The organism is Cellulomonas chengniuliangii, from assembly GCF_024508335.1.
GTDB classification, from domain to species: domain Bacteria; phylum Actinomycetota; class Actinomycetes; order Actinomycetales; family Cellulomonadaceae; genus Cellulomonas_A; species Cellulomonas_A chengniuliangii.
On the sequence record NZ_CP101988.1, the window covers coordinates 1,909,317 to 1,922,175 of the forward strand.

The window sequence follows — 12,859 nt, forward strand, 5'->3', positions numbered from 1 at the left end:
GGCGACGGGGTCGCGTTACCGTGGTCGCGTGCCATCCCCCGTCCTGAACCTCGCGCGCAGTGGGCCGCGCCGCCGCGGCGCCCGCCGCGGACTGATGCTGACACCTCTGGTGGCCCTGGCCGTCACCACCGCGCTGACGGGGTGCACCAGCTCGGCGCCCTCGCCGGAGCCCACCACGGCCGCCGGCTCGACGGCGACCGCCCCCCAGCCGACGGAGACCCTGCTCGAGGACACGGCAGACCAGCACTCAGCCGTCGGCGCCGTGCCCGAGGGCTTCCCGCACGATCTGCTGCCCACGCCCGAGGACGCCGAGATCCTGGTCTCGACGATGCAGCCCGTCGAGGGCGCCGACCTGACGACCATCAGCCTCAACCTCCGCTCGGCGCAGGACGCGGCGGCGCTCGTCGACGGGCTTCGGCAGCCGCTGCTGGCATCCGGCTTCGCCGAGGCGACGCCCGCCCAGGCCGAGCCCGGCCTCGCGGCGCAGACGACCTTCGTCCGCGGTGACGGCGAGATGCTCCTGGTGGGGGTCCTTGACCGAGACGGCGTCCGAACCCTCACCCTGGGCGGCAGGCTCCGCCTGGGCTAGTGATCCGCCACGTAGGCTGATCGCGTGAGCGCCACCCCACTCGTCGATGTCGAGAACGTCCGCACGAGGGTCGACGCCGTCCTGGCGGACCACGTGGAGGCCCTGCGCGCGCGCCTGGCCCAGACCAGCCCCGACGCGGCGCCGCTCGCCGACGCCGTCGAGCAGATGCTCTCCGGCGGCAAGCGGCTGCGCGCCGCGTTCTGCTACTGGGCGTGGCGGGCCCACGGCGGCGAGCCCGCCTCCCCCGCCGCCGAGACGGTCGTGCGGGTCGGCGCGGCGCTCGAGCTGTTCCAGGCCGCGGCGCTGTTCCACGACGACGTGATGGACGACTCCGACACCCGTCGCGGGCTGCCCGCCGCCCACCGGGCGTTCGCGACCCGGCACGAGGCCGAGGGCTGGGCGGGCGACCCCCGCCGCTTCGGCGACTCGGCGGCCATCCTGCTCGGCGACCTGGCCCTCGTGGTGAGCGAGGAGGCGTTTGCCGCGGCCATTGCCGGCGAGGCGCCCGGCCTGGCGGCGCGTGCCCGCGCCGTGTTCGACCTGATGCGCGCCGAGGTCACCGTCGGGCAGTACCTCGACGTCCTCGCCCAGGCGCTTCCCTGGGGCGAGGACCCCGCCGCCGACGAGGCGCGGGCGCGCGAGGTCGTCCGAGCCAAGTCGGCCCGGTACAGCGTGGAGCACCCGCTCGCCCTCGGGACCACGCTCGCCGGCGCCCGGCCGGACCAGGTCGCGGCCGTCCGCGCGATCGGGCTCCCGCTGGGCGAGGCGTTCCAGCTGCGCGACGACCTGCTCGGCGTCTTCGGCGACCCGGGCGCCACCGGCAAGCCCGCTGGAGACGATTTGCTCGAGGGCAAGCGCACCGTGCTCGTCGCGCGCGCCGTGGCGCGCGCCCGAGCGGCCGGCGACGACGCGATCGTGGCAGTGGTGCGCGATCAACTGGGGCGGCGGGACCTGCCGGCCGAGGCCGTGCAGGCGTTAGCGGACGCGATCGAGTCGACCGGCGCCCCGCAGGACGTCGAGACCCTCATCACCGCGCTCAGCGACCAGGCGTTCGCAGGCCTCGAAGCCTTGGACGTGACCGAGCAGGGACGCCAGATGCTCGTCGCGCTGGGGCACGCTGCGGTCGACCGGCGCGCCTGAAGGCGCCCCAGGCGCCCACCCGAGGGCGGGCGCCGTCCGGAGCGGTCAGCCGGGCAGGCTCAGAGCAGCGCCTGCGCGACCCGCCGGACCGCGGTCTTGCCGCCGCTGCGGAGGGCGTCGATGGGCCGCGCCGCCAACGACTCGTCCTCGGTGAAGAGCCACTGGATCATCTCCGCCTCGTCGAACCCGGCGTCGCCGAGCACCGTGAAGGTGCCCTGCAGCGACGCGAGCACCGTCCAGGCGGGCCCGTCCCCGTCACTGTCCGGACGGGTGGGCGCGGAAGGGTTGGCCAGGTGGGCCGGCACGAGGAACGCCTCGGGGACGGACAGCACGCGCGGCTCGCCGCGGCGCACCCCGGCCAGGCGGCCCTCCTGAATCATGCGCCGCACTTTGCCCACGTCGAGCCCCAGGCGCTCGGCCACGTCCGGCAGCGTGAGCCACGAGTCGACGATCTTGTCCAGGTCTGCACTGTCAGTCACGACGTCCAGCCTACGCACCGGCAGAGATCACCCGTTCGCCAGCACGGCACATCGGGCAAATACCCCCGCTGCGCTTTCGCATCGGCTAGGCCTCGGATACGTTCACATTCTGTCACTTGAGTCACTCCGGCACCATTCATCACTTCAGCATCACGAGGTATGACATGACGCAGTCCGCCACCGGTCAGCAGTGCGCACCGACCGCCGCGCCCACCCAGGCCGAGCCGGGCCGCGCCCTGCGCCGAGGAACCAGCGCCGGAGCCACCCTGGCCCTCGCGGCTGTCGCCGCCGTGTCCTCCGCGGGCGCCGCGCACGCCGACGAGGCCTACACCGTCCGCCAGGGCGACACCGTGAGCCACATCGCGACACGGGCGGGGGTCACCGTCCAGGCCATCGCGCGTGCCAACTCCCTCGCCGACGCCAGCCGGATCCGCGTCGGGCAGCAGCTCGTCATCCCGTCGTCCGCGACGACGTCCGCGCCGACCGCCGCAGCACCTGCTCCCGCGGTAGCCGCCGGGGCGACGCACACCGTCGTCGCCGGTGACACGGTGTCGGCCCTCGCCAAGCGCCACGGCACGACGGTGGCCGCGATCGTCAGCGCCAACAACCTGGACTCGCGCGCCCTGATCCGCATCGGCCAGACGCTGTCCATCCCGAACTCGGCCGCTCCAGCTGCCGCGTCTCCCACGGCGAGCACGCCCACCAGCGCGAGCGCGCCCGCGAGCACGGGGACGCACACCGTGGTCGCCGGGGACACCGTCTCGGCGATCGCCACCCGGTATGGCACCACCGTGGCGGCCATCGTGAGCGCCAACAACCTGGACGCGCGCGCCCTCATCCGCATCGGCCAGACGCTCACCGTCCCCGGCCAGGCGGCGTCGGCGCCCACCACGCAGCTCGTCGGCAACACCTTCGCCGGCCGCACCTACGCCGACACCGTGGTCGCCGCGGCGAACGCCAACAAGGCGACGCTGCTGGCCACCGGGGTCCCCTCGAAGGCCGACATGCAGGCGAAGGTCGCCGCGACCGCCCGGGAGATGGGCGTGGACCCAGCCCTCGCCCTGGCCGTGGCATTCCAGGAGTCCGGCTTCAACCACACGGCCGTCTCCCCCGCGAACGCCATCGGCACGATGCAGGTCATCCCGAGCTCCGGCGAGTGGGCGGCGCAGCTCGTGGGACGCCCGATCAACTTGCTCGACCCGAACGACAACGTCGTGGCGGGCGTCGCGATCCTCCGCTCGCTCGTCAAGAACGCGAACGACCTGCCCACGGCGATCGCCGGTTACTACCAGGGCGCGAGCTCGGTCAAGCGCAACGGCATGTTCGCGGACACCCGCCGGTACGTCGCGAACATCCAGACGCACATGGAGCGGTTCCGCTGACGTCGCGCCTGACGGGCCCAGCCCTCTCGCGACCGTAGACTGCCGCCGTGGGAGCAACCGTCACAGATCCGCTGGTGGGCCGCCTGGTCGACGGGCGGTACGAGGTCGTCTCACGTATCGCGCGCGGTGGCATGGCCACGGTCTACCTCGCGATCGACCGCCGTCTCGACCGCGACGTCGCGCTCAAGGTCATGCACGCCCACCTGGCCGAGGGCGCCAGCGGCGCGGCGTTCATCGCCCGCTTCCGCCGCGAGGCCCGTGCCGCGGCACGGCTGACCCACCCCGGGCTCGTCGCGGTCCTCGACCAGGGCGTCGACGGCGACATGAGCTACCTGACCATGGAGCACATCGACGGCTCTACCCTCCGTCGCCACCTCGAGGAGCAAGGCTCGCTCACCGTCGGTGAGTCGCTGCGCATGCTCGAGCAGGTGCTCGACGCGCTGGCCGCGGCCCACCGGGCGGACCTGGTGCACCGCGACATCAAGCCGGAGAACGTGCTCATCGCCTCCGACGACCGCGTGAAGGTCGCCGACTTCGGCCTCGCGCGAGCGGTCACCGAGGTGACGTCGGCCACCACGGGCACGGTGCTCGGCACCGTCGCCTACCTCGCGCCCGAGCTCATCTCGCGGGGCGTGAGCGACACCCGAACCGACGTGTACGCGTGCGGGATCCTGCTGTACGAGATGCTCACCGGGCGCCAGCCGTTCACCGGCGAGACGCCTATCCAGGTGGCTTTCCAGCACGTCAACACCGATGTGCCGGCCCCCTCGTCACAGGTCGCCTGGCTCCCGGCCGAGGTCGACGAGCTGGTCACCGCCCTGGCGGCCCGCGATCCCGAGGACCGGCCCGTGCACGCGGCGGCCGCCCTCGCGTTGACCCGCCGCACCCGGGAGAGCCTGGACGAGGCGACCTTGGCCCGTAGGGCCGACGTCTCCCCCGCGCCGCCTCCCGCCCAGGACGACGTCGACGAGGACGCCTCCGAGCACGCCATCGGCGCCGACGGGTCGATGACCGCCCGGATCGAGCCCGTCCCCGCGGGCGGCACCGTGGCGCTCCCCATCGGCGCGGGAGTCCGGCAGGGCTCCGCGTCGCAGCCCACGGCGCGCCCACGGTGGCTGCGCTGGGGCATCCCGGCCGCCGTCGCCGTGCTGCTCGCCACTCTGGGCACGTGGTGGTTCCTCACCATGGGCCCTGGCGCCTACACGACGGTGCCCGCCCTGCTCGGCGTGACGTCCGAGGAGGCCGCCGCCATCCTCGACGAGGCAGGCCTCGGCGCCGACCCGTCCGAGGACTTCTCCGACGACGCCGCTGTGGGGACAGTCTTCGCGAGCGACCCCGGCCCCGGTGAGAAGGTGCGCAAGGACGGCACGGTGGCCTTCACCGTCTCCCTCGGCCCCGACCTCGTGGTCGTTCCTGAAGGGCTCGTCGGCGCGATGCAGGCGGACGCCGCGGCGGCGCTGGAGGCTGCCGACCTGGTCGCCGAGTACGCCGAGGGAGACCACTACTCCGACGACGCGCCCGCCGGGATGGTGCTCGAGGCATCCGCCGAGCCCTCCACCCAGGTCAAGCGCGGATCGGCGGTGCGGCTGACGATCTCGGACGGGCCTGCGCCGGTGAGCGTCTTCTCCGTCGTCGGGCTCGCCCTCGACGCCGCGACCACCGAGCTCGAGGCGGCCGGCCTGGCCGTGGCCACCGAGCCTGCGTTCTCCGACACCGTCGCCAAGGGCCGCGTCATCTCCCAGAGCCCTGAGGGCGGGGCGGCAGGGCACCGCGGGGACACCGTGACCCTCACCGTCTCCGAGGGCCCCGAGCTCGTCGAGGTGCCCGACCTCTTCGGCGTGCAGTACGACAAGGCGAAGGAGACTCTCGAGGCGGCAGGGTTCCGCGTCGCGCGTGAGAACGTCCTCGGCGGGCTCTTCGGGACTGTCCGAGAGCAGAGCGTCGCGAAGGGGCAGAAGGCGCCGAAGGGCACCGAGATCACGCTCAAGGTGGTCTGACGCGTAGGGGGCCCGCGGCACGCCGCAGGCTCAGCACGGGCATGACAGTGGCCGGCGCCCCTCGGGTCGCCGGCCACTGTCATAACGGGTCTCAGGACTTGCGGAGCAGCTCCACGACCTGGAACGCCATCTCGAGCGACTGCTGGTGGTTCAGGCGCGGGTCGACCAGCGTCTCGTACCGCTTGGCGAGCCCTGCGTCGTCGATCTCCTCAGAGCCGCCCAGCACCTCGGTGACGTCGTCTCCGGTGAGCTCGATGTGCAGCCCGCCGGGAACGGTGCCGAGCGCGCGGTGCACCTCGAAGAACCCGGCGACCTCGTCCATCACGTCGGAGAAGCGGCGTGTCTTGTAGCCGCTCGCCGAGGTGATGCCGTTGCCGTGCATCGGGTCGCAGACCCACGTCACGGGCCGGCCGTCCGCCGCCACCTTCTCCACGATCGCGGGGAGCTTCTCGCGGATCTTGCCGGCCCCCATGCGGGTGATGAACGTGATGCGTCCGGGCTCGGCGTTCGGGTTGAGCTTGTCGATGAGCGCGAGCGCGTCGTCCCCGGTGGTCGTCGGGCCCAGCTTGACGCCCAGCGGGTTCTGCACGCGCGCGAAGTAGTCCACGTGCGCGCCGCCGAGCTGGCGGGTCCGCTCCCCGATCCACAGGAAGTGTGCCGAGCAGTCGTACGCGAGGCCGTTGCGCGAGTCGATGCGCGTCAGCGGCCGCTCGTAGTCGAGCAGGAGGCCCTCGTGGCTCGAGAAGAACTCCACCGTGCGGAGCGCGTCGAAATCGGCGCCGCACGCCGCCATGAAGCGGATCGCGCGGTCGATCTCCGAGGCGATCTCGTCGTAGCGCGAGTACGCCGGGTTCGCCATGAACCCGCGGTTCCACTCGTGCGCCCGCAGCAGCGACGCGAAGCCGCCGGTGGTGAACGCGCGGATGAGGTTCAGCGTCGACGCGGACGTGTGGTACGCCTCGAGGAGCCGCTCCGGGTCGGGCTGCCGGGCCTCGGCGGTGAACTCGAAGCCGTTGATGATGTCGCCGCGGAATGCGGGCAGCGTCACGTCGCCGCGCGTCTCGGTGTCCGAGCTGCGGGGCTTGGCGTACTGCCCGGCCATGCGGCCCATCTTGATGACCGGCAGGCTCGCGCCATACGTCAGCACGACAGCCATCTGCAGGATCGTCTTGATCTTGTTGCGGATGTTGTCCGCCGTGGCAGTCGCGAAGGTCTCCGCGCAGTCCCCGCCCTGGAGCAGGAAGGCCTCGCCCCGACCCGCCGCCGCGAGGCGGGCGCGCAACGCGTCCGCCTCGCCGGCGAAGACCAGTGGCGGCAGCCCGGCGAGCCGTCGCGTGACGCGCTCGAGCTCGGCCGGGTCAGGCCAGCTCGGCTGCTGCGCCGGGTTGAGCGAGCGCCAGTTGTCGAGGCCGTGAAGGATCGCCGGATCCGCCTCGAACGTCATGAGTGGTCTGCCGGGACGAGCTCCTGGCCGATGTCCGCGAGCATCGCCTTGAACCACGGCTGCTGGACGTCGAACGCCTTGCCGCCGGCGATGCGCGGGAACGCGATGGCCTTGAGCCGGTCGCCGTCCTCCTCGTCGTGGCCGATGACGCCGGCCTCGCCCTTGAGCGAGCACTCGACGGCCAGGTCGGTCATCGACTTGATGAGGCGCAGGTCCTCCGGGTTCGCGGCGGCGGCACGCGAGTAGTACCCGGACTTCTGCACCATGGTCTTCTCGGCGCCGAGCTTCTCGGCGAACTGCTTCGCGAACCAGGCGCCCGGGTTGATCGTGTCGAGCTTCACGTGGCCGAACGGGTCGCGCGGCACCTCGGCGCCGGACGCCTCGAGCTGCTCGACGATCTCGTGCATGCCAGCGCCCTCGGACAGGAAGATGTTGACGTTGCCGATCTCGTCCATGATTCCGCGCAGGCGGGCGGCCTCGGCGTCGATGTCGAGCGCGAGCTCGGGCACGAACACCGCGTGGATGTCCCAGCGCTCGCGCGTCTCGCCGATGCCCGGGACCCACTCGCGGCCGTCGAGCCGCTTGCGGTAGTCGGCGGCGGCGGCGGCGGTGAGCCACCCGCAGTGCCGGCCCATGACCTCGTGCACGATCAGCATGCGCGGGCCCGAGCGGTGCTCGCCGATGATGTTCTCCGCGAACTTCGCGGTCTCCTCGGCGGCGGTCCACGCGCCCAGCGACTGCCGGATCGGGATCACGTCGTTGTCGATGGTCTTGGGCAGCCCGACGACGGTCAGGTGGTAGCCGTGCTCCTCGAGGTACGCGGCCAGGTCGGCGGCCGTCGTGTTCGTGTCGTCGCCACCGATGGTGTGCAGCACGTCCACGCCGTCCTTCTGGAGCTGCTCGGCGGCGACCTGGAGCGGGTCCTGGCCCTCCTGCACGAGGCCCCGCTTGACGCAGTCGGCGGCGTTGGTGAGCTTGACCCGCGAGTTCCCGATGGGCGACCCGCCGAAGCCGTGCAGCAGGCCCGCGCGCGAGCGGGTCTCGTCGTCCACGACGATCGAGTTCCCCGTCAGCAGGCCGTGGTAGCCGTACTGGTAGGCGATGATCTCGATCTCCGGCGCGATCTCGGTGTAGCGCTCGATGAGGCCACCGACGGCGGAGGACAGGCACGGGGCGAAGCCGCCTGCGGTCAGGAGCGCGACGCGACGAACCGACATGAGACACACCTCTCGTTGTTCAACACAGCTGGCCCCCTGATGTTCGGGCCTTGCCGCGGGCCGCTATCGGGCCCTTGGTCCGTGGGACCACCACCGCCTGTGACGGTGACCAGGTCATCCTACTGACGTGTGGGAGTCGTCCTCGGGCGGTCCCGGAACCTGGACGTCGGGCGCGGGCCGTCCGCCGGGCGCGGTGGGCAGGTGCTCGGCCGGATCGGCCGCCGCCGCGGGGTGCCCGGTGGCGATGCGCGCCTTCTGGGTGGCGGCGTACACGTCGACGTACTCCTGCCCGGACAGGCTCATGATCGCGTACATGATCTCGTCGGTGACGGCCCGCAGGATGAAGCGGTCGTCCTCCATGCCGGCGTAGCGGCTGAAGTCGAGCGGCTTGCCGATCACCACGCCGATGCGCTGCGGACGGGGCAGCCGGCGGCCCAGCGGCTGCGCCTTGTCGGTGCCGACCATGATCACGGGGATCACCGGCGCGCCAGACTCGAGCGCGAGCCGCGCGACGCCCGTCTTGCCGCGGTAGAGGCGCCCATCGGGGCTGCGCGTGCCCTCGGGGTAGATCCCGAAGAGGTCGCCGTCACGGAGCACCTGCAGGCCGGTGTTGAGCGCGGCCTCGCTGGCCTTGCCGCCGCCGCGGTCCACGGGGATCGTCCCCACTCCGCGCATGAAGCCGGCGGTCAGCCTGCCTTTGATGCCCGAGCCGGTGAAGTACTCGGACTTGCCGATGAACACGATCTTGCGATCGAGCACCAAGGGCAGCACGAACGAGTCGATGACTGCCAGGTGGTTGCCGGCGAGGATCGCGCCTCCCTCGGCGGGCATGTTCTCGGCGCCGCGGACCCATGGCCGGAACACGAGGTGCAGCAGCGGGCCCACGAGCACCCGCTTCATCAACCAGTAGAACAACCTGCCACCTCTCGACAATTGGCTCCCGCGGACGGCCTGCGCCCCGTCGCCCTCGTGTCCGACTCTAGAGTGCTCACATGGGACCTGGCCCCGACGAACCTGACGACACCGCGGAAGAGCGCGGCCCCGACACCCCTGCGGGGGACGCCGGCGTCCCGACAGACGCGGAACGCTGGGCCGCGATCGTGGCCGACCTGGCGGACATCGACGAGGTGGACGACACGAGCCCCGCCGTAACGTACCCCGTCGCGCCCTGGGTCTCCGACCCGCGGGTGGTGCGCCCGGCCGCCCCCGAGGCGCCCGAGGAGCTCGCCGGCTCCGGTCGCGACTGGGACGGGACGAGCCAGATCGACGCGGCGGAGGCGGCGGTCGACGGCGACGAGCACTTCGTCCCGCCGGACCCCGGCCCGATCCTCGGCGGGGACCCCCTGCTGACCATGGCGTGGTTCGCCGCGGCCGGGATGCCGGTCTTCGTGCTCGTGGTGGTGCTGGGCTGGCCACACGCCCCGCAGGCCCTCGTCCAGGCGGCCGCGGCCGTGTTCCTGCTCGGGGTGGTCGCCCTCGTCTGGCGGATGCCGCACCGCCGGGCCGACGACGCCGACGACGACACCGGCGCCGTCGTCTGACGGCGCCGGCGCGCGTGGGTCAGAGGCGGGACAGGTCGGCGGCGCCGACGATGCCGGCGTCGTTGCCCATGGCCGCGAGCTCGATGCGCGCCTCGGGCCGGTAGCCGCGGCCGGAGAGCTGCTCGGAGAACGCGTGCCGGACCGGGCTGAGCAGCAGGTCGCCCGCCGCGCCCACGCCGCCGCCGATGACGATCAGGCCGGGGTCGATGAGCGCGGCGACCGACGCCGCGCCCTCGCCGATCCACCGGCCGAGCTCGGCGAGCAACTCGATGGCGAGCTCGTCGCCCTCTTGGGCTGCGGCGGTGACGTCCGGGCCGGTGAGATCGGCGGCAGTGCCCCCGACCATCTCGAGCAGGCGACCCGCCCGCTCCGGCTGGGTGAGGAGCGCGGCCTGCGCGTCGCGCACGAGGGCGCTCCCGGAGGCGTACTGCTCCCAGCAGCCCTCGTGGCCGCAGCCGCAGTAGTGCCCGCCGGGCACCACCCGCATGTGCCCGACCTCGGCGGCGACGCCCCACGCGCCACGGACCAGGCGCCCTCCGGTGACGAGGGCGCCGCCCAGCCCGGTGCCGACGGTGAGCATCAACATGTCCTCGACGTCGCGTCCGACGCCGAACCGGAACTCGGCCCAGCCGGCCGCGTTCGCGTCGTTCTCGACGACGATGCGCACGTCGCCCCCGATGAGGGCGCGCACCCGCTCGTCGAGGGGGTAGTTGCGCCAGGCGAGGTTCGGCGCGAACAGCACGCCGGACCGGTCTGAGGAGACGAAGCCCGCCGCGGCCAGGCCGATCGAGCCCACCTCGTACGACTCGGAGAACTCGCCGTAGATCTCGGCGATCGCCTGGTCGATCGAGCCGGCGTCGTCCGGCTCGGTCACCCGGCGCGTCTTCGCCAGGATCGTGCCGTGCTCGTCCACCACCCCTGCGGCGATCTTGGTTCCACCGATGTCCACACCAATGGCGTGCATGTCCGTCCCTGCTCTGGGGTACCCCAGGTGATGCGGCTGTGAATGGGAAGGGCTGAACCCCGCCCTGGATGTGCCTTCACGCTACCGTTCGCGCGCCGCCGGGCGCGCAGCAGGGCCACGGGCGCTCATCGCGGACAGGCGGGCGAAGACTAACGGGTGGATTATGTAACCGGGCGGTACCAAGGTCCCGGTAGTGTGCGATCCGTAGCATCGCGCCCACCTGCCACTGGAGTCAGCATGGACGAGTTCCACTCCCCTGCCCTCGTCGAGGTCAACCCCGAGGACAACATCAACAACCTGCTCGCGGCGCGTGTCGCCTCCGCCGGTGACGGCGTGATGATCGAGCGCAAGGACGACGCCGACGGGCCTGGCCCGTGGCTGCGTGTCACGGCCCGGGAGTTCGACGCCGACGTCGTCTCCGTCGCCAAGGGCCTGGTCGCCCGCGGGGTCCAGCCGGGTGACCGCGTGGGGATCATGTCCCGCACCCGCTACGAGTGGACGCTGCTGGACTGGGCGTTGTGGGCTGCTGGCGCGGTCGTCGTGCCGGTCTACGAGACGTCGTCCGCGGAGCAGGTGATGTGGATCGCCACCGACGCCGACGTCTCGCTACTCGTCGTCGAGTCCGCGCACCATGCGGCCATCGTCGAGGAGGTCCGCGCGGACCTGCCGAACCTGCGGGCGGTCGAGGTCATCGACGACGGCGCCGTGGAGGCCCTCCGCGCCGCGGGCGCTGGCGTCGACGACGCCGAGATCACGCGCCGTCGAGGCCTGGCCCGGCTGGACGACATCGCCACGATCATCTACACGTCGGGGACCACCGGCCGGCCGAAGGGCGCCCAGCTCACCCACGGCAACTTCGTGGTCCTCACACGGAACTCGGTCGAGGGCCTCGGCGAGGTCGTGCGGACGCCCGGCGCCCGGACGCTGCTCTTCATGCCGCTGGCGCACGTCTTCGCCCGCTTCGTCGAGGTGCTGTGCGTTCCCGCAGGCTGCGTGCTCGCCCACACCCCGGACACCAAGAACCTCCTCCCCGACCTCGCGTCGTTCCGGCCCACGTTCATCCTGTCCGTGCCGCGCGTGTTCGAGAAGGTCTACAACTCGACCGAGCAGAAGGCAGCCGCCGGCGGCAAGCTCAAGATCTTCCAGTGGGCGGCCGCCACCTCGATCGCGTACTCCCGGGCGCTCGACACCCCGAGCGGTCCGGGCCTCGGCCTCAAGGTGCAGCACACGATCGCGGGCAAGCTGGTGTACTCGAAGCTGCGGACCGCGCTGGGGGGCCAGGTCGAGTGGGCCATCTCCGGCGGGGCGGCGCTCGGCGAGCGGCTGGGCCACTTCTACCGGGGGATCGGCCTCAAGGTGCTCGAGGGCTACGGGCTGACCGAGACGACCGCCCCGTCCACGGTCAACCGGCCCGGGGCCACCAAGATCGGCACCGTCGGCATCCCGCTGCCCGGGTCGGGGGTGCGGATAGCTCCTGACGGCGAGATCGAGGTCAAGGGGCCGCAGGTCTTCCCCGGCTACCACCGCAACGAGGCCGCGACGGCCGAGGCGTTCAACGACGGCTGGTTCCGCACCGGCGACCTCGGCTCGCTCGACGAGGACGGGTTCCTGCGGATCACCGGGCGCAAGAAGGAGATCATCGTCACCGCGGCCGGCAAGAACGTCGCCCCTGCCGTCCTCGAGGACCGGCTCCGCAGCCATCCGCTGATCAGCCAGGTGGTCGTGGTCGGCGACGCGCGCCCGTTCATCGGCGCGCTGGTGACGCTCGACCCCGACGGCCTCCCCGGCTGGCTGCTCGCCCACGGTCGCACCGAGATGACGGTGGCGGAGGCGGCCACCGACCCGGAGGTCCTGGCCTCGATCGAGAAGGGCGTCGCGCGGGCCAACCGCGCGGTGTCACGCGCGGAGTCCATCCGCAAGTACCGGATCCTGTCGACGGACCTGACAATCGCCAACGGCTACCTCACGCCCAAGCTGAGCGTGCGACGGGCGCAGGTCGTCAAGGACTTCGCCGACGACATCGACGCGCTGTACGACGGGGCGGTGGTCGGCGGCCAGTGACCGGCGGGCCGGCCCGCCGGTGATCCGCGACGAGGGCCCCGCGTC

Annotated in this window: 11 protein-coding genes; 6 read left to right on the forward strand and 5 right to left on the reverse strand. The window is 72.4% G+C overall.

Features of this window, described 5'->3' with window-relative positions; genetic code table 11:
- Window positions 1-28 precede the first annotated feature (28 nt).
- Window positions 29-589, forward strand: coding sequence for a hypothetical protein (locus NP064_RS08830; protein ID WP_227569280.1), 561 nt, complete (start codon window positions 29-31; stop codon window positions 587-589).
- 24 nt (window positions 590-613) lie between these two features.
- The gene (locus NP064_RS08835) at window positions 614-1,729 is read left to right on the forward strand and encodes a polyprenyl synthetase family protein (RefSeq protein WP_227569281.1); all 1,116 of its coding nucleotides are present in this window, start codon (window positions 614-616) and stop codon (window positions 1,727-1,729) included.
- A gap of 59 nt (window positions 1,730-1,788) precedes the next feature.
- Here the strand turns inward: NP064_RS08835 and NP064_RS08840 are convergent, their stop codons facing one another.
- Window positions 1,789-2,208, reverse strand: a complete 420-nt coding sequence (locus NP064_RS08840; RefSeq protein ID WP_227569282.1) for an Rv2175c family DNA-binding protein — start codon at window positions 2,206-2,208, stop codon at window positions 1,789-1,791.
- A gap of 164 nt (window positions 2,209-2,372) precedes the next feature.
- Between NP064_RS08840 and NP064_RS08845 the strand changes: the two genes are divergently transcribed.
- Together NP064_RS08845 and pknB are read left to right on the forward strand one after the other, a co-directional pair.
- On the forward strand, window positions 2,373-3,590 hold the full coding sequence (locus NP064_RS08845; protein ID WP_227569283.1) for a LysM peptidoglycan-binding domain-containing protein: 1,218 nt from the start codon (window positions 2,373-2,375) through the stop codon (window positions 3,588-3,590).
- Window positions 3,591-3,637: 47 nt separating this feature from the next.
- Complete coding sequence (gene pknB, locus NP064_RS08850; RefSeq protein ID WP_227569284.1) at window positions 3,638-5,587, forward strand: Stk1 family PASTA domain-containing Ser/Thr kinase; 1,950 nt, start codon at window positions 3,638-3,640, stop codon at window positions 5,585-5,587.
- Window positions 5,588-5,678: 91 nt separating this feature from the next.
- Here pknB and NP064_RS08855 read toward each other — a convergent pair whose 3' ends face one another.
- The 3 genes from NP064_RS08855 to NP064_RS08865 all read right to left on the reverse strand — a co-directional run bounded on the left by NP064_RS08855 (window position 5,679) and on the right by NP064_RS08865 (window position 9,163).
- Complete coding sequence (locus NP064_RS08855) at window positions 5,679-7,031, reverse strand: class II 3-deoxy-7-phosphoheptulonate synthase (protein WP_227569285.1); 1,353 nt, start codon at window positions 7,029-7,031, stop codon at window positions 5,679-5,681.
- Window positions 7,028-8,248, reverse strand: a complete 1,221-nt coding sequence (locus NP064_RS08860; RefSeq protein WP_227569286.1) for a pyrophosphate--fructose-6-phosphate 1-phosphotransferase — start codon at window positions 8,246-8,248, stop codon at window positions 7,028-7,030. Before NP064_RS08860 ends, NP064_RS08855 begins: the two co-directional genes overlap by 4 nt.
- Window positions 8,249-8,362: 114 nt before the next feature.
- On the reverse strand, window positions 8,363-9,163 hold the full coding sequence (locus NP064_RS08865) for a lysophospholipid acyltransferase family protein (RefSeq protein WP_227569287.1): 801 nt from the start codon (window positions 9,161-9,163) through the stop codon (window positions 8,363-8,365).
- 77 nt (window positions 9,164-9,240) lie between these two features.
- On the opposite strand from NP064_RS08865, the gene NP064_RS08870 reads away from it, so the two are divergent.
- Window positions 9,241-9,789 carry a hypothetical protein gene (locus tag NP064_RS08870; RefSeq protein ID WP_227569288.1) on the forward strand — a complete coding sequence of 183 codons (549 nt, stop codon included), beginning with the start codon at window positions 9,241-9,243 and terminating at the stop codon, window positions 9,787-9,789.
- 19 nt (window positions 9,790-9,808) lie between these two features.
- On the opposite strand, the gene NP064_RS08875 is transcribed toward NP064_RS08870, so the two are convergent.
- The gene (locus NP064_RS08875) at window positions 9,809-10,753 is read right to left on the reverse strand and encodes an ROK family glucokinase (RefSeq protein WP_227569289.1); all 945 of its coding nucleotides are present in this window, start codon (window positions 10,751-10,753) and stop codon (window positions 9,809-9,811) included.
- 237 nt (window positions 10,754-10,990) lie between these two features.
- On the opposite strand from NP064_RS08875, the gene NP064_RS08880 reads away from it, so the two are divergent.
- Entirely contained in the window at window positions 10,991-12,814 is a 1,824-nt protein-coding gene (locus NP064_RS08880) for an AMP-dependent synthetase/ligase (protein ID WP_227569290.1), read from the forward strand.
- Window positions 12,815-12,859: the final 45 nt, after the last annotated feature.

What these genes read in the sequence shown, in the direction of transcription:
- NP064_RS08845 (WP_227569283.1), top strand. Translation starts at nt 2,373, where the DNA reads ATGACGCAGTCCGCCACCGGTCAGCAGTGCGCACCGACCGCCGCGCCC.
- NP064_RS08855 (WP_227569285.1), bottom strand. Translation starts at nt 7,031, where the DNA reads ATGACGTTCGAGGCGGATCCGGCGATCCTTCACGGCCTCGACAACTGG.
- NP064_RS08860 (WP_227569286.1), bottom strand. Translation starts at nt 8,248, where the DNA reads ATGTCGGTTCGTCGCGTCGCGCTCCTGACCGCAGGCGGCTTCGCCCCG.
- NP064_RS08870 (WP_227569288.1), top strand. Translation starts at nt 9,241, where the DNA reads ATGGGACCTGGCCCCGACGAACCTGACGACACCGCGGAAGAGCGCGGC.
- NP064_RS08875 (WP_227569289.1), bottom strand. Translation starts at nt 10,753, where the DNA reads ATGCACGCCATTGGTGTGGACATCGGTGGAACCAAGATCGCCGCAGGG.
- NP064_RS08880 (WP_227569290.1), top strand. Translation starts at nt 10,991, where the DNA reads ATGGACGAGTTCCACTCCCCTGCCCTCGTCGAGGTCAACCCCGAGGAC.